14 protein-coding genes are annotated in these 14,442 nt (G+C 68.0%); 5 read left to right on the forward strand and 9 right to left on the reverse strand.

Features of this window, described 5'->3' with window-relative positions:
* Positions 1-79 precede the first annotated feature (79 nt).
* Both pip and AB5J62_RS40935 read right to left on the reverse strand, forming a co-directional pair.
* Positions 80-1,018 carry a prolyl aminopeptidase gene (gene pip / locus AB5J62_RS40930; protein WP_370945415.1) on the reverse strand — a complete coding sequence of 313 codons (939 nt, stop codon included), beginning with the start codon at positions 1,016-1,018 and terminating at the stop codon, positions 80-82.
* Positions 1,019-1,059: 41 nt separating this feature from the next.
* Complete coding sequence (locus AB5J62_RS40935; RefSeq protein WP_370945416.1) at positions 1,060-2,754, reverse strand: hypothetical protein; 1,695 nt, start codon at positions 2,752-2,754, stop codon at positions 1,060-1,062.
* A 213-nt stretch (positions 2,755-2,967) separates the two neighbouring features.
* Between AB5J62_RS40935 and AB5J62_RS40940 the strand changes: the two genes are divergently transcribed.
* Positions 2,968-3,648, forward strand: a complete 681-nt coding sequence (locus AB5J62_RS40940; protein ID WP_370945417.1) for a hypothetical protein — start codon at positions 2,968-2,970, stop codon at positions 3,646-3,648.
* Here the strand turns inward: AB5J62_RS40940 and AB5J62_RS40945 are convergent.
* A complete protein-coding gene (locus AB5J62_RS40945) occupies positions 3,632-4,552 on the reverse strand; it encodes a MerR family transcriptional regulator (protein WP_370945419.1) in 921 nt (306 codons plus the stop codon). The two genes, AB5J62_RS40940 and AB5J62_RS40945, sit on opposite strands and share 17 nt — an antisense overlap.
* Positions 4,553-4,614: 62 nt before the next feature.
* Between AB5J62_RS40945 and AB5J62_RS40950 the strand changes: the two genes are divergently transcribed.
* The 3 genes from AB5J62_RS40950 (at position 4,615) to AB5J62_RS40960 (ending at position 6,808) form a co-directional block, all read left to right on the forward strand.
* Positions 4,615-5,367 (forward strand): maleylpyruvate isomerase family mycothiol-dependent enzyme, encoded by a 753-nt coding sequence (locus AB5J62_RS40950; RefSeq protein WP_370945420.1) that lies wholly within the window; start codon positions 4,615-4,617, stop codon positions 5,365-5,367.
* 195 nt (positions 5,368-5,562) lie between these two features.
* Positions 5,563-5,883: an Hsp20/alpha crystallin family protein gene (locus AB5J62_RS40955; RefSeq protein ID WP_370945421.1), complete on the forward strand. Its 321-nt coding sequence runs from the start codon at positions 5,563-5,565 to the stop codon at positions 5,881-5,883.
* 58 nt (positions 5,884-5,941) lie between these two features.
* Positions 5,942-6,808 (forward strand): exodeoxyribonuclease III, encoded by an 867-nt coding sequence (locus tag AB5J62_RS40960; protein WP_370945423.1) that lies wholly within the window; start codon positions 5,942-5,944, stop codon positions 6,806-6,808.
* Positions 6,809-7,230: 422 nt separating this feature from the next.
* Here AB5J62_RS40960 and AB5J62_RS40965 read toward each other — a convergent pair whose 3' ends face one another.
* From AB5J62_RS40965 to AB5J62_RS40980, 4 genes are read right to left on the reverse strand one after another with little or no spacing between them, the layout of a single operon-like run.
* A complete protein-coding gene (locus tag AB5J62_RS40965) occupies positions 7,231-8,196 on the reverse strand; it encodes a TAXI family TRAP transporter solute-binding subunit (protein WP_370945425.1) in 966 nt (321 codons plus the stop codon).
* Positions 8,117-10,168 carry a TRAP transporter permease gene (locus AB5J62_RS40970; protein ID WP_370945426.1) on the reverse strand — a complete coding sequence of 684 codons (2,052 nt, stop codon included), beginning with the start codon at positions 10,166-10,168 and terminating at the stop codon, positions 8,117-8,119. The genes AB5J62_RS40965 and AB5J62_RS40970 overlap by 80 nt, the downstream gene beginning before the upstream one ends.
* Before the next feature lie 37 nt (positions 10,169-10,205).
* The gene (locus tag AB5J62_RS40975; protein WP_370945428.1) at positions 10,206-10,913 is read right to left on the reverse strand and encodes a hypothetical protein; all 708 of its coding nucleotides are present in this window, start codon (positions 10,911-10,913) and stop codon (positions 10,206-10,208) included.
* Positions 10,910-11,416 (reverse strand): SigE family RNA polymerase sigma factor, encoded by a 507-nt coding sequence (locus AB5J62_RS40980; protein ID WP_370945429.1) that lies wholly within the window; start codon positions 11,414-11,416, stop codon positions 10,910-10,912. Before AB5J62_RS40980 ends, AB5J62_RS40975 begins: the two co-directional genes overlap by 4 nt.
* Before the next feature lie 117 nt (positions 11,417-11,533).
* On the opposite strand from AB5J62_RS40980, the gene AB5J62_RS40985 reads away from it, so the two are divergent.
* Entirely contained in the window at positions 11,534-12,166 is a 633-nt protein-coding gene (locus tag AB5J62_RS40985; RefSeq protein WP_370945430.1) for a hypothetical protein, read from the forward strand.
* 3 nt (positions 12,167-12,169) lie between these two features.
* Here AB5J62_RS40985 and AB5J62_RS40990 read toward each other — a convergent pair whose 3' ends face one another.
* Both AB5J62_RS40990 and AB5J62_RS40995 read right to left on the reverse strand, forming a co-directional pair.
* Entirely contained in the window at positions 12,170-12,493 is a 324-nt protein-coding gene (locus AB5J62_RS40990) for a nuclear transport factor 2 family protein (protein ID WP_370945431.1), read from the reverse strand.
* A 95-nt stretch (positions 12,494-12,588) separates the two neighbouring features.
* Complete coding sequence (locus AB5J62_RS40995; RefSeq protein ID WP_370945432.1) at positions 12,589-14,418, reverse strand: glycoside hydrolase family 9 protein; 1,830 nt, start codon at positions 14,416-14,418, stop codon at positions 12,589-12,591.
* Between the last annotated feature and the right edge of the window lie 24 nt (positions 14,419-14,442).

The raw sequence follows: 14,442 nt of genomic DNA on the forward strand, positions 1-14,442 counted from the left end.
TGTGTCCCTCACCCCTCACTTCGAGTGACGATACGGTGGCGAACGCGCCGAGACGGCGCGTCCGCCGAACCTCACCCGATCAGCCCAGCACGAAATCGTCGAGCGCGCGGCGCATTCTGGCGCGCATTTCGTCGCTGCCTGTGTGGCCGGAATCCTCGATGACGGCCAATTCCGCGTCCGGCCAGAGTTTGGCGAGTTCCCATGCCGTTTGCAGCGGGCCGCTGATGTCGAGCCTGCCGTGGATCAGGACGGCCGGGATGCCTTTGAGACGGCCGGCTTCTCGCAGCAGGACGCCGTCTTCGAGCCAGCAGTCGTTCGCGAAGTAGTGCGAGCAAATGCGGACGACGGCTTCGCGTTGCTTCGGCGGCATGCTGCCGAAAGGCTTGGGGACGCCGTTCGGCTCGAGCGACAGGACGGTGTCTTCCCAGGCGCACCAGGCATCCGTGGCCTTGGCGCGTACCGCGGGGCCGGGGTCGGCCATCAGGCGGACGTAGCCGCCCAGCACGTCGTCGGTGCCCGCGGTGTCGCGGAAGCGTTCCCATTCTTCGGGGAAGAGGGCGCCGGCGCCGCGGTAGAGCCAGTCGAGCTCGGAGCGCCGAGAGGTCGTGACGCCGCAGATGACCATCTCGGTGACGCGATCCGGGTGCCGCTCGGCGTACGCGAGGCCGAGCGTCGAGCCCCAGGAACCGCCGAACACCAGCCAGCGGTCGATGCCGAAATGCTCGCGCAGGCGCTCCATGTCGGCGAGGAGGTGCTCGGTGGTGTTCACGCTCAGGTCGACCGTGTACTCACTCGCGTGCGGGGTGCTGCCGCCGGATCCGCGCTGGTCGAAGAGCAGCACCCGGTAGCGCTCGGGGTCGAAGTGCCGCGGCATTCCCGGGGAGCAGCCGGTGCCGGGGCCGCCGTGCACGACGACGGCGGGCTTGCCTCCGGGGTTGCCGTACAGCTGCCAAAAGACCTGATTCCCGTCGCCGACGTCGAGCAGCCCGGAGTCGTACGGGTCGATGGGCGGATACAACGGCTGTCCCCTCTCGCCGGGAATGCAACAGCGCTGTTATATCACCTCTGCCACTTGCCGACGAAGTTCCCGCAGGTGATCGTTTCGCCCGTCAGCGCCGCCTTCACGTGGGCCGCGATGCCGAAGTAGTCGAAAATGGGCTGGTCAGGGCCTACCTCGTCGGGGATCGGGCCGCCTGCCATGAGCGTTTTCTGGTCGACGGTCTGGAACAGCACCAGGTACGAGCCCTGCCGGTTGAGGTCGTGCGCGGCGGCGATCATGCGCTGCGGCGCGTCGGCAACCATCTCCAGCGGGAGCGGCCAGTCGACCGGGAACGGGTTGCGCAGGTCGAACGCGGCGTACGCGAACGGGTTGTCGGGAAGCACGGCGACCTTGGCCGCGGGGAAGCGGTCGAGACAGCCGCGCAGCTGCGAGAGGTAGGTGTACATGCCCTGGCTGGTGCGGATGCCGTACATCGACGGCGCCACGTCGCCGAGGTCGCGGGTCAGCTCGGCGCGCGGGCGGTCCATGTACGTGAGGTCGTCGCGCAGCGAGACGGTGAACAGGCCGACGACCAGGAAGACGGCCAAACCGGCGGCCATGCGCACCCGGCCTTCCGGCAACGTGACCAGGTCGGCCAGCAGGAAGAACGTGGTCAGCGCCATGCTGCCGGCGAGCAGCGTCGGCGTGTCCTGGCCCCACGAGAGGCTGATCAGGAAGCCCAGTCCCAGCACGAGCAGCGCGCCCCACGGGATCGCGCGCCGCAGCAGGCCGTGCACCACGATCGCGACCGCCAAGATCCACCAGAGCGCGTCCGTCCAGCGGCTCGGGCCGACGAAACCGCCGTCGACGACGACCCAGATCACGGCCGTGACGCCGGCCAGCAGCAGAAGCCACGACGACCAGGCGGCGCGTGCCAGCACCGCGACGGCCGCGATGGCGGCGAAGACGAACAGCGGCAGCGGTTTGATCGCGGTGGGGATCTCGTCGAGCCAGAACCCGAGCAGGCCTTCGCCGTACGCGGGCGCGGCCGTCGTGAGCTGGTCGACCATCGCGCCGAAGCCGCCGTCGAGCGAGACGACCGTGACGTAGGCCAGCGGGAACGCGCCCAGCCAGCAGAAGTCCGCGAACGAGCGCTTGCCACGCGGGCGCAGCAGCAGCCACAGGCCCGCGATGATCACGACCGGCGCGAAACTTTGCTTCACCAGCGCGGCCACGCCGAACAGGAACAGCCCGAGCCGCCGCACGCGCACCGAGTCCGAGCGCAACGCCCAGACTCCGCACGCGGTCAGCGTGATGCCGTCGATCGTGTGCCAGGCCATCAACGGGAACGCGTTGAGGTTCAGCACGGCGGCCGCCGCGACCAGCGCGGTGCGGCCTGCTCCCCAGGTCAGCAGCGGGCGATTCGTCACGATCACCGCGAGCGCGATGGTGCCCAAGATGATCTCGACCATGCTCAGCACGGCCGAGGCGAGGAAAAGCGGGCCAGGCAACGCGAAATCAAGGATGTGAATGACCGCGGAACCCAATGGGCGCGCGGAAATGACGTCCGAATGCGGAATCTCACCATTCAGGACGCGCCGAGCCTGGCCCAGTATGAAGCCCTGGTCGGCGGGGAAGAATCCGAATCGGCCGGTGCCCGCGGTGATCGCGAGACTCAGCCCGAGCACCCACAGCGCGTGCACACCCGCACGGACGGCATTGCGTCGTACCGGCGCGAACTCCTCCGGAGCCGCGCGTAACTCAGCGAAAGTCACCACAAGCAGAACTCACCATAATCGAACAACACGTCGCCCCCAGGCCGGTTTCCCCGCCAGGCTACCCAAGGTCTCGCACGCGTGTCGGACCACCCGTAAGCGTGAGCCTCGATGACTTTCCTATTACGGACGAATTTCCCCGTAACGGGCCGGCCGCCGAACGCGACCAGTTCTGCGTTCACGCTCGTCGCAGGAGAGAGGAATCCCCAGCTCATGACTGCCATGCCACCACTCGCGCCGATGCCGGTCGCGCAGGCACGTCCCGTCAAATTCGGTGCTCTGGCGTGGACGGCGTTGATACTGGGAATCGTCGGGATCGTCGGTTCCCCGATCATCATCTTCAACAATCTGACGGCCGTCGTCGCGGGCGTCGGATTCGTTCTCGGCGTGATCGCGTTTTTCGGGACGAAGAAGACACTCGCCGCTGTCGGCGTGGCACTGTGTGTCGCGGCGGTCGTGTTCACCGCGCTGGCGCAGAACGCGGTGGTGAAGGAAATCGACAAGCTCACCGGATCCGGGCCGGCGCAGACACTCAACGTCGGGGAAACCTTCCACGGCACGGATGTCGACATCACCGTGGCCAACCCGAAGGAGTTCACCACCGGCAAGTACTCGTTGCAGCCGAACGCCAAGGCGATGAGTTACGACGTGACCGTGGTCAATCATTCCGACAAGCCATGGACGTCCATGCTGGTGATCCAGGCCACCGCCGGAAACGCGGCGGCAGAACAGGTTTTCGATTCCGCTGCGGGCTTCACCGGCGCGCCGACCCAGGATGTCTTGCCAGGCAAGGAAATCGCGTTCAAGGTCGGCTTCGTCGACAGCACCGGCGACATCACCGTGCAGGTCGGCGCGGTACTCGGCGACAAGGCCTACTTCATCCACAAGCGCTGACGGATTCGCCGAGCGCGTCGATCAGCCAGCAGAGCAGCACGCCGACCGGGACCGCGGCCCCGGTCACCTCACGGGAGAGCCGCCAATAGCGGCCCAGCCGGGGATCGCGGTCGGCGTCGACGCTCAGCAGCAGCTCACGCCGGAATTCCGGGCTGTCGCGCTCGCCGCGTGCGGACGCGTGCGCGTCGACGAAGAGGTCGAGCGCCTTCCCCGGTTCCGGTGCCCGCCCGGCCAGAATCAACGGATAGGCGGCGCCACCGGCTTCGGCGAGGCCGTCCCACAGCCCTTCCTCGTCGCGCACCTTCTCGACATTGGCGCGCGACCTGGCGATCAAGCGTTCGCTGAGCGAGCGGTCCGCGACGAGCGTGGCCATTTCGGCGTACGCGACGACCTGGCCCGGCGTCGGCGCGGACGGTGGTTCCGGCGCGTTCGAGACGATGAACTTCTCCGCCAGCGATTCCCGGATCGGCGCGAGGATAAGGCCACGCCAGAACGTCACGATGGCATCGTGCGCGGCCCGCCCGTCGACGACCTTGGCCAGCAGATCCATCCGCGCCGCCCGCTCGGCGGGGCTCGCCTGCTCGATCGCGCTCAACGACGCGCGGCGCCAGGCCAGCGTCTCGAACTCGACGTCGAGCGCCGCACGCGTGGCGGCGATCGCCTCGTCCATGGACCGCTCGCCGAGCAGCACGGCCGTGATCGCCGTCAGGTCGAGCCCGAGCCTGCGCAGCCGCCGGACCAGGTTCAGCTGCTCCACCGCGGCCGGGTCGAACCGGCGATGCCCGCCGGCGCTGCGCCGCGATTCGAGAATGCCCTCATCGCAGTAGAACCGGATCGTGCGCACGGAGACCCCGGTCAGCTCGGCCAGCTCACCGATGCCAAGTGTGTCCTGGGTCACAGTCACTAGAACCTCCACCCGACTGGAGTTCCTACGGTACGGGCACCACCGCGCGAAAGGGGAACTTCATGCTGGGACTGGACTTCGATCTGCTGGCCGGGCGCCTGCGCGAGCAAACGGCCGGGCTGGCCGCGAACATCGACGGACTGGACCCGGAAACCCGGGTGCCCACCTGCCCGAAATGGCAGGTCCGCGACCTGGTCGTGCACGTCGGCGCCGCCCACCGCTGGGCGGCCGAGATCATCCGCACCGACTGCCGTGTCCCACTGCCCGACCCGAGCGAAGCGAACCCTGGCCCGCCCGGAAACTGGCCCGAATGGCTGCGCATCGGGGCAACCCTGTTGATCGACGCGGTACGGACGGTCGGCCCCCAGGCCAAGGTCTGGATCGTCGCGACCGAAGGACCGGCGATCTTCTGGCTGCGGCGGTTGCTGAACGACACGACCGTGCACCACGCGGACTCGGCGTTGACCGCGGGCGTCGAATACAAGCTCGACCCCGGGCACGCGGCCGACGTGATCACCGAAGGCCTGCAGCTGATTTCCTATCCTGGCGCGGAAAAACTCAAGCCTGAGGTGGCGGATCTGCACGGAACGGGCCAGACCCTGTTGTGGCAGCCCGAAGAACCCGGCTTGGACGGCTGGCGCATCACCCGGACGCCGGACGGCGTGCGCTGGGAGGCTTCGTCCGAAGCCGCCGATGTCACCGTTTCCGGGCCGGTGCGCGATCTCATGCTGATGTTCACCGGACGACTGCCCGTCGACGGCGTCACCGGTGATCGCGCGCTGCTCAACCATTGGGTCACCCACACGGCGTTCTGAACTGGTGACCTTTGCCCCTGGTTTTCGGGGTAATCCGGCCGCATCGCGCGTGGGTCAGGTCGCGGTTTCATTGGGGTGCAATGCAAACCGCGACGAAAGAGAGCTGGCATGACCTCGCTGTTTCCCAGTCCGCGGACGGCATTTCCCACCCTTGCCTCGTGGCTGGAGCACACTTGGCCGTTCGGTGATCCCAACATGGTACGAATCGAAGAGTCCACAGAGGACGGAAAGTACGTGGTGCGCGCGGAGCTGCCTGGCTTCGACGCCGACAAGCAGATCACGGTGACCTCGCACGGCGGCGTGCTGACCATCAACGCGCAGAGGGAGGCGCGTGCGGTGTCGAGCGGGCGCAGCGAGTTCCACTACGGCTCGTTCACCCGCAATGTCTCGCTGCCGCCGGGTGCGGACGCTTCGCAGATCAGCGCCAGGTACGTCAAAGGCATCCTCGAGCTGGCGATGCCGTACACCGAGTCGCTGAAGGACAAGCAGATCGAGATCAAGGTCGAGCAGGACTGACCTTGCCCGGGTGGGTGTGAGCCTCCCTCACACCCACCCGACGGGTTACCGTTGGCCGATGCGCGTAGCGACCTGGAACGTGAACTCGGTCAAGCAGCGGGTACCCCGGCTTCTGCCGTGGCTGGACGAACGGCAGCCGGACGTCGTCTGCCTGCAGGAGACCAAGCTCGTCGACGACGCCTTCCTCGCCTTACTCGGCGACGAGCTGGCGCAGCGCGGGTACGAGGTCGCGCTGAGCGGCGAGGTCCAGTGGAACGGGGTCGCGATCCTGTCCAAGGTCGGCCTCGAGGACGTCGTGACCGGCATCGACGGCGCGCCCGGCTTTCCGCATCAGGAGGCTCGCGCGGTCGCCGCGACCTGCGGCGGCGTCCGCGTGCACTCGCTGTACGTGCCGAACGGCCGTGAGCCGGATTCGGAGCACTACCACTACAAACTCGCCTGGCTGGCGAAGCTGGCCGAGGTCGTCGCCGCGGGCCCGGCCGACGCGCTCGTCTGCGGTGACATGAACATCGCGCCTGCCGACGCGGACGTCTTCGACCCCGCGGCGTACGTCGGCCAGACGCACGTGACCGAGCCCGAGCGGGCGGCGCTGACGTCGCTGCTGGCGCTCGGGCTGCACGATGTCGTGCGCGATCGGTGGCCGGACAAGCGGATCTTCAGTTACTGGGACTACCGGGCCGGCATGTTCCACCAGGACCTGGGCATGCGGATCGACCTGGTGCTGGCGTCGACGCCGGTCGCCGGGCGGGTCAAGGCCGCCTGGATCGACCGGCTGGCGCGCAAGGGCACCGGGCCCAGTGACCACGCCCCGGTCATGGTCGACCTCGACGAAGCCCCGGACGGCGACATCGGCCCCGTCGTGCCACCACCGTCGGCCAAGCCGAGCAAGCGACCACGGAAGCTTCCGCAAGCCAAGGACTCGTGAGTGGTACGGCCGGTTCTATTGAGCGGAAGGTGTTCGGCTGTGGCCGGGGTGGCTGTGTGGGAAATGCGTCGTTGAACGACGCATTTCCCACACGGTCAACCTGCTTGTCCAGTGCCTGAGGGTCGTTGAGGACAGGGTGAGTGCGGTTTGCGGCGTTGGACGACGCAAACCGCACTCACCCAGGTGCGAGAGCCAGGTATGAGGGGAGCCTTCATCCACGCTGGTTCGGGTGAGGGCCTCCCTCACCCGAGCTGAGTGGGTGGGGGCCTCCCTCACCCGTATATGCGGTCGAACTAGGCCCTCACCCCACGGATCCGAGCGAACTAGGCCCTCACCCACGCCCGACCACGACCCTGCCCCGGATGAGGCAGCCGAAGAAAGGGGTCGTGAGTGGTACGGCCGGTTCTAACCGGCGAAAACACTCACGACCCCAGGGCTTGGCCTGCGCCGGCGTGCAGCGGCACGGGGTCCGTCTGACGCGCGGTCACCTTGTCGATCTGCTTGGCGGCGGGGTGGACCTTCTCCAGGTCGGCGCGCTTGTCGAAGATCAGCTTCGTGATCGCGCAAGCGTTTGCGGCCGGGAAGTCCTCGCGGACCAGGAGCATGTTCGGGACCACGAACGTCGGGACGTCCGCGCCGAGACCGTACGACGCGGCCGGGATGATGCCAGGCCCGTAGCCGGGGTTGATCTTCTTCAGCGGCTCGACCAGCGTGCTCAGGTCGAGCAGCTTGACCTTGCCCTTCATCGACGTCGTGATGTCCGTGATCTGCGCGGTCGGCAGGCCGCCGACCCACACCAGCGCGTCGAGCGTGCCGGACTTCATGCCGTCGGACGTCTTCGCCAGGTCGAGGCGCTGGGCCTGGACGTCTGTCTCGGGGTTCAGACCGGCCGCCTGCAGCAGGCGGTTCGCGACGACCTCGGTGCCGGACTTCGGCGAGCCCGTTGAGACGCGCTTGCCGCGCAGGTCGGCGACCGTGTTGATGCCGGTGTCGGACCGGACGAGCACGTGGGTCGAGTTGGGGTAGATGCGGGCGAGTGCCTGGATCTTCTGGGGTTTGCCCTCGAACGGGCCGGTGCCGTTGACCGCGTCGGTCGCCGTGTCGCCTTGGGAAAACGCGATGTCGTAGTCCTTGTTGACCAGCTGCTGGATGTTCTGGACCGAGGCGCCGGTCTCGGCCGCGGTGGCTTTCAGCTTGGTGTTGTTGCTGATCAGCTGCGCGAGGCCGCCGCCGAGCACGTAGTAGACGCCGCCGCTGTTGCCGGTGGCGATGGTGATGCGGCCGTCGGCCGCCTCGCAGCCCGCGCCGTCACCCGCCTGCGTCGCCTGTTTGCCGCCGCAGCCCGTCACCGTCAGCATCGCGATCACCAGCAACGCCCTCGCTCGCATCCGCTTCTCCTTCAGTCATCCGGAAAAAGACCTGCAGAGCCACTCCCAGCAGGCAGAAGCCGAGTCCCACGAACACCGGGACCGGTTCCAGGTAGAGCAGGCACAACGCGGCGGGCACGAAGACCGCGCGCACCGGGATGCGCACCGGCCCGAAGAACCAGCCGCCGGTCACCACCCCGAGCGCGCCGACCGCGAGCGCCGACACGGCCGTCACCCACAGCACGGTCAACGGTTTCGCCTGTAACAGCAGCGCGGCGCCGTTGTCGGTCAGCACGAACGCGATCGGCACCAGGAACGCGGGCAGCGTGTACTTCCAGCACTGCCACATCGTCTTGAGCACCGAGCCGCCGGTGATCGCGGCGCTCGCCACCGCCGCCAGCGCGGTCGGCGGCGTGACCTCCGACAGCACCGCGTAGTAGAAGATGAACATCGCGCGCTCGGGCCCGTCGACACCGACGCCGGCCAGCGCCGGGCCGATCACCACCCAGGCGATGATGAACGAGGCCGTCACCGGCACCGCCAGGCCGAGCACGCCGACCGCGATCGCGGACAGCACCACGGTGAGCACCAGCACCACGGTCGCGTTGTCGGCCACCGCGCGGGCGAGTTCGACCAGCGCGTTGGCCAGCTCCTGGCCGAGCCCGGTCTTGGTGATCGTCGAGGTGATCACGCCCGCCGCGGCGCAGACCGCGATCACCGGCAGCGCGCCGCGCACGCCGGCGGACAACGCGTCGAGCATGTCCATGGCCCAGCTCTTGAAGCCTTCGCCGGACGTCAGCCGCGAGATGAGCGTGAACACCGCCGCCACGCCGGTCGCGTAGACCACGGCGGCGAACGGCGGGATGTCGAGCGCCAGGAACACCACGATGATCCCGAGCGAGAGAAAGTGGTAACCGCCGCGCAGCAACAGTTTCCGCGCGTTCTCAGTCGGCAGGTCGACGGCCTTCGCGCCGAACCGGCGTGCGTCGGCCTCGACCGCGAACACGATGCCGAGGTAGTAGAGCAGGGTCGGGATGGTCGCCCAGATCAGCACGGTCAGGTACGAGGTCTGCAGGTACTCGGCGATGATGAACGCGGCCGCGCCGAGCGTCGGCGGCGAGAGGATCGCGCCGATCCCGGACGCGGCGAGCAGGCCGCCCGCGTTTTCCTTGGGGTAGCCCGCTTTGCGCAGGATCGGCCAGGTGATCGCGCCCAGGCTGACCGCGGTCGCGGTGCCCGAACCCGAGACCGTGCCGAGCAGGAACCCGGACAGCACGGTCGTCCGCCCCGGCGCGGTGCGTGAGCGTTTGAAGGCGGCGAACGAGATGTCGACGAAGAACTTCCCGGCGCCGGACGCGTTGAGCACCGCGCCGTAGATGGTGAACAGCACGATGTAGCTCGCGGCGACGTCCAGCGGGGTGCCGAAGAACCCGGTCGCGTCGTTGTACAGCGCGTTGACGATCTGGCTGAAGTCGACGCCGGCGTGCGCGATTCCCCAGTTCTGCGGCAGGAATCCGCCGTAGTAGGCGTACGCGAGGAACGCGACGCACACCGTCGGCAGCACGATTCCCGTGGTCCGCCTGGTCGCTTCCAGCACGAGCACCAGCAGCAGCGCGCCCGCGATGATGTCCATTGTGGACAAAGTGCCCTGCCGGTCGAGGAACGCGTCGTACCCGCCGAGCACCGGATAGAGCCCGACGAACAACGCGGCCGCCGCGAGCGCCCAGTCGAGATGGCCGGGCGCGTCACCCGATTTGCGCAGCAGCGGGCGGTAGCAGACGAACACCAGCGGCAGCGTGCAGCCGAGGAAGATCACCAGATAGAACTGGTTTCCCTTGCTGAACGGGAAGAACACCTGTTTGAGCACCAGCAGTGCGACGACCAGCGCGATCAGCCAGACGAACCGGTCGGTCCGGCCGGTCAGCCGCCGGGCAGGCCGTTCCTCGTCGTGTTCGGCGACGATCTCGGCTGCGCGCACCTCGCTGAGCGACATTCAGCCACGCTAGTGTGTCGGCGCTCACACCAACAGCTCAACTGGACAGTTTGTTACCGGCGGCGTCGTAGGCGTACGGCGGGCTCAGCGCCTTGTCCGAGTCGACGAGCTGCGGGTCGAACCAGAACACGGTGACCGACGGGTCGACGCTCCACTTGGCCAGGCTCGCCTGGACCTCCTTGCCGTGCGCGGTCGTGGTGATCTTCGCGACCGGGCCGACGAAGTAGCCGAACACCGGCACGTAGGTCCCCTTGATCTGCTCACCGCCGTCGACCTCGCGGAAGCCAGGCTTGCGGTCGGACACGCCGCCGGTCTCGTTGACGAACAGGAGCTCGGTGATCTTGCCGTCCGGCGCGCGGAGCGCGGTCATCAGGCCGAAGTGCGTCTGCGGCAGGTTCACCGGGTCGTCGATCCGCACCGCGTAGTAGACGAACTCGCCGCCCGCGGCCTTGATCCCGCTGGAGATGACGTCGCCGTAGGGCACGCTCTGCGGTTCGACGGGGACACTGGTCGACGGCGGGGCCGCGATCGGCGCGTCAGGCGTGGGCGGGACGGCGCGAAGCAGGCCCGAGCCGAGCACGACGGCGGTCACCACGGCCGCGACGCCGACGACACCGGAGCCCTGGAGCAGCTGGCGACGGCGACGCAAACGTTTGCCATCGGCGAGGACGGCGGAGGTGTCGAGCGCCAGGCCCTCGGGTGGGGCCTCGTTCAGCGCGGTGCGCAGTGCGTCGAGGTCGTTCATCGTCCTCCACCCCCGATCAGCGTGGCCGGGTCGATGGATATCCGCAGTTTCGCCAGCGCGCGCGAGTTGGTGCTCTTCACGGTGCCGACGGAGACCTTGAGCTCGCGGGCGACCTCGGCCTCCGGCAGGTCGAAGTAGTGCCGGAGGACCACGACCGCGCGTTCGCGGCCGGTCAGCTCGTTGAGCTTCTCCATCAGCCATTCCCGCTGGACGATGGCCGAATCGACGTCGGCGTCGACGGCGCGTTCCGGCACCTCGTCGGCGGGATGCTCACGCAGCGGACGGCGCCATTTGTCGATCACGTGATTGACAAGGATCGTCCGGGTGTACGCGTACGCGTCCTTGCGGCGGACCTTCGTCCAGGTCGCGTACGTCTTGGCCAGCGCTGTCTGCGCCGCGTCTTCCGCGGCGTGCCGGTTGCCCGTGAGCAGGTACGCGGCGTGCAGCAGGCGCGAGGAACACGCCTGCATGAACTCCACGAACTCGTCGTCACTCCTGGCCATGATCACTAACGACGAGCGGGTGGCCCGAAAGGTTGCGCGCGGGCGCGACAACTTTCGGGTACGTCCTCTCGTCTTTCCCGGCAGATGATCTCCAACCGTCTGACCAGGGAGTGATCCATGCAGAAGAACACCCGCCTCACCCGCCGCGTGCTCATGGCCGCCACGGCGGTCGCCGCCTGCGGCGCCATCGCGGTGACCGGCGTGCTCAGCGCCAACGCGGCGGAGCAGCCGACCGGCGTGGCCACGGCAGGCGAGGCACCGGCGGCCGACAAGGTGTTCGCACCCGCCGAGGCGCCGGCCGCCGCTCCGGAGGCTCCGGAGAGCAAGCCGGTCGGTGACGTCATCTCGACCGGGATCAAGGACGCCAAGGGCGAGGTCGTGTTCTACGCGGTCGCGGTGACCGAGCCGTCGCTGCCGAACACGCACTTCGGCATCATGAAGGGCCACCGCGGCGCGGACGGCAAGCTCACGGCCGACACCGTCGCCAACGAGTTCAACGGCTCCGACAAGGCACCCGGCTTCCACGCCGTGTCCGTTGGCAACAACGGGGGCGGCGCCTTCGGTTACTACGCGGGCCCGGCCGCGAAGATCACCGCCAAGGGCGCCGAGGCGCACACGGCCAAGTGGAGCGAGGACCCGGACATCGTCGTGTTCTGGTTCGACAAGGTCACCGAGCCGTCGGGCCTGAAAGCCGTCGACGCCGCGGGCAAGGCGCTGCCCGCGGGCAACACCCAGCCGGGCCGCGGCTGACCCTCAGCCGGTGAGCAGCCCCAACTGCTCGAAGTAGGAAACGCGGTCGAAATAACGCCGCTCTCCCACGATACGGTCGCCGCCTGCTTCGAAAACGAAACAGGCGGCCGACCGGACCGTGAAATTCCGGCCGGTCGCCGTTCCGAGCAAGTCGAATTCGGCGACCACCGAGTCTTCCGCGACATGGTAATGCACGTTTTCCGCACGTTCATCGGGGAAGCCGGTACAGCCTGGGCGGTAACCTGCGGATTCCAGGTGCGCGCGGACGATGTCCAGCCGCTGTTTGGCGAGATTTTCCGCGGTTATCCGAGCGTCGTTGCCTGACATCCGGGGCTCCTCGAACCTGCGATAGCCGACAAAACAACATGCACGTTATTCGGCATGTTTGTCAATACCGGCATTCGCGGAACAATAGGAGTCTGTCAAATACGAGCGGTCACCGCGTGCAGATACCAGGTGGCGTGTGGCAGCCACTGCTCCAGCCAGCGCCAGTCCGTGTTCGGCCCGGTGGCCGCCCGGCCGGGATCCCACTGCAGCCCGCGCCCGTCCTCACCCTTGCCGGTGATCCCGTTGACGATGCCGCCGGGCCACCGCAGCCACCGCCACGACCCGGCCGGGTCGTCGTTCGCGTACTCCAGGTAGAGCGGCACGCTGCGCCCCGGCCCTTCGAGCATGCACGTCGCGTACGGATTGACGCCGAGTATCCAGTTGAGCTGGTCCTGCGCGTAGGCACGCAGCCGTGCCGCGAACGCGTCGTCGAAGTACCGCGCGGCATGCCTGGCGGCGGACGCGAGCGACGCGATGCGGGCGTTCTCGCCCTGCCACCAGATGTCGTCCGACCGCGGCGCGATGTCGTGCGGCATGAAGAAGCCGGTGTAGCGGTTGCCCTCGCGGCCCTGGATCAGCTGCCGCGCGTAGCCGAACGGGTTGGGCACCTCGGCGGTGACGCCGAGCTCGAACTCCAGCGACTTGCGCACGACCGCGAGCACCTGCGCCTTGACGGCGTCGCCCGCGATGTCCACATAGGACAACAGGCTGACCACCGGCAGCCCGGCGTCCGACGGGTGGAAGTACGGCCGGTCGACCGCGTCGGCCCGCCAGTAGTCGCGGTACTTCTGCCAGCTCGCGAGCCTGCTCGTCAGGCTCGTCGCGCGGGCGTCGGCCGCCTGCTGGTACTGGGCGTCCTTGGTGGCCTTGAACAGCTCGGTCGCGGCGAGCAGCGCGTTGTAGTCGTCCTGGATGTTCTCTTTCTTGTCGTTGGTCATGTCGGTGTTGTTGGCCTGCAGGAAGGTGAACGCGTCCTTGGCGGCGGCCAGGTACTCGGCCGGGGTGTACTCGCCGCTGATGCCGTACGTGCTCGCCCGCGCGAGCGCGGCGATCGCCGCGCCACCGCCTTCGCGATAGTTGACCTGCTTGGTGTTGAGCTTGCGCAGCGTCGGGTCGACGTCGAGGAAGTCGTCCTCCGGCTGGGAAACACCGCTGTAGAAGGACTTGCCGGGAACATGCGTGCGCACGAGGTAGTCGGCGCCGAAGAACGCCTCGTCGAGCAGCCAGGTGGTGAGCGAGACGAAGTTCTTGTCCTTGCGCCGGTCGAGGTTCCCGTGCGCGGCGAACAGCACCCACGCGGTCAGCGGGATCGACAGCGTGTTGAAGTACGAAAGCCCGGACAGCTGCGTGAAGTGCTTGCCCCAGTCGGCGGCGGCGTCGTACCAGCCGCCGTGCGCGTCCCAGCGCTGGCCGGTGGTGCCGACGGCGAGGCTCCGGTCGGCCTTGTCGAACTGGCCGGAGCTGCGGGATTCCTTGAAGAAGTGGACGACAGCGGGCAGCGTGAACCGCTCCAACAGGTTCTGCTCGATGCGGAAAGGCCACGACGAGCCGCCGTTGTCGGCGACCACGACGTACTCACCAGGCTTGGTGAACGACGAAAAGTCGCCCACACGGTAGAAATCGGGCACCTCGGGGAACTGGTCCTTGCGCCAGTCCTCGACCGTGACGGCAGGTTTGGCCTGGCCGCGGAACACCACGGCGCCGGTCAGATTGTCGACCAAGCGGAACCCGCCAGGTCCAGACCACTGACCCTGGCTCGCGAAGATCACCCGCTTGGGGCCTACCGCTTCGTAGCCGACGGCATTGGCCATCACCTGCGTGCCCGCGCCACCTTCCTCGGTGGCCGACGCGGTGCCGGGTAGCGCCGCCGCACCGGCGACTCCGGCCGAACCGAGCAGAAAACTCCTACGCCCCAAGTGGTTCATCCGACCGAGTAAAGAAGGAATCTT

The sequence above is a fragment of the Amycolatopsis sp. cg5 genome, from assembly GCF_041346955.1.
Taxonomy (GTDB): Bacteria; Actinomycetota; Actinomycetes; order Mycobacteriales; family Pseudonocardiaceae; genus Amycolatopsis.

What these genes read in the sequence shown, in the direction of transcription:
- AB5J62_RS40990 (WP_370945431.1), bottom strand. Translation starts at nt 12,493, where the DNA reads ATGTCAGGCAACGACGCTCGGATAACCGCGGAAAATCTCGCCAAACAG.
- AB5J62_RS40985 (WP_370945430.1), top strand. Translation starts at nt 11,534, where the DNA reads ATGCAGAAGAACACCCGCCTCACCCGCCGCGTGCTCATGGCCGCCACG.
- AB5J62_RS40940 (WP_370945417.1), top strand. Translation starts at nt 2,968, where the DNA reads ATGACTGCCATGCCACCACTCGCGCCGATGCCGGTCGCGCAGGCACGT.
- AB5J62_RS40960 (WP_370945423.1), top strand. Translation starts at nt 5,942, where the DNA reads ATGCGCGTAGCGACCTGGAACGTGAACTCGGTCAAGCAGCGGGTACCC.
- AB5J62_RS40980 (WP_370945429.1), bottom strand. Translation starts at nt 11,416, where the DNA reads ATGGCCAGGAGTGACGACGAGTTCGTGGAGTTCATGCAGGCGTGTTCC.
- AB5J62_RS40970 (WP_370945426.1), bottom strand. Translation starts at nt 10,168, where the DNA reads ATGTCGCTCAGCGAGGTGCGCGCAGCCGAGATCGTCGCCGAACACGAC.
- AB5J62_RS40955 (WP_370945421.1), top strand. Translation starts at nt 5,563, where the DNA reads ATGGTACGAATCGAAGAGTCCACAGAGGACGGAAAGTACGTGGTGCGC.
- AB5J62_RS40965 (WP_370945425.1), bottom strand. Translation starts at nt 8,196, where the DNA reads ATGCGAGCGAGGGCGTTGCTGGTGATCGCGATGCTGACGGTGACGGGC.
- AB5J62_RS40995 (WP_370945432.1), bottom strand. Translation starts at nt 14,418, where the DNA reads ATGAACCACTTGGGGCGTAGGAGTTTTCTGCTCGGTTCGGCCGGAGTC.
- AB5J62_RS40975 (WP_370945428.1), bottom strand. Translation starts at nt 10,913, where the DNA reads ATGAACGACCTCGACGCACTGCGCACCGCGCTGAACGAGGCCCCACCC.
- AB5J62_RS40950 (WP_370945420.1), top strand. Translation starts at nt 4,615, where the DNA reads ATGCTGGGACTGGACTTCGATCTGCTGGCCGGGCGCCTGCGCGAGCAA.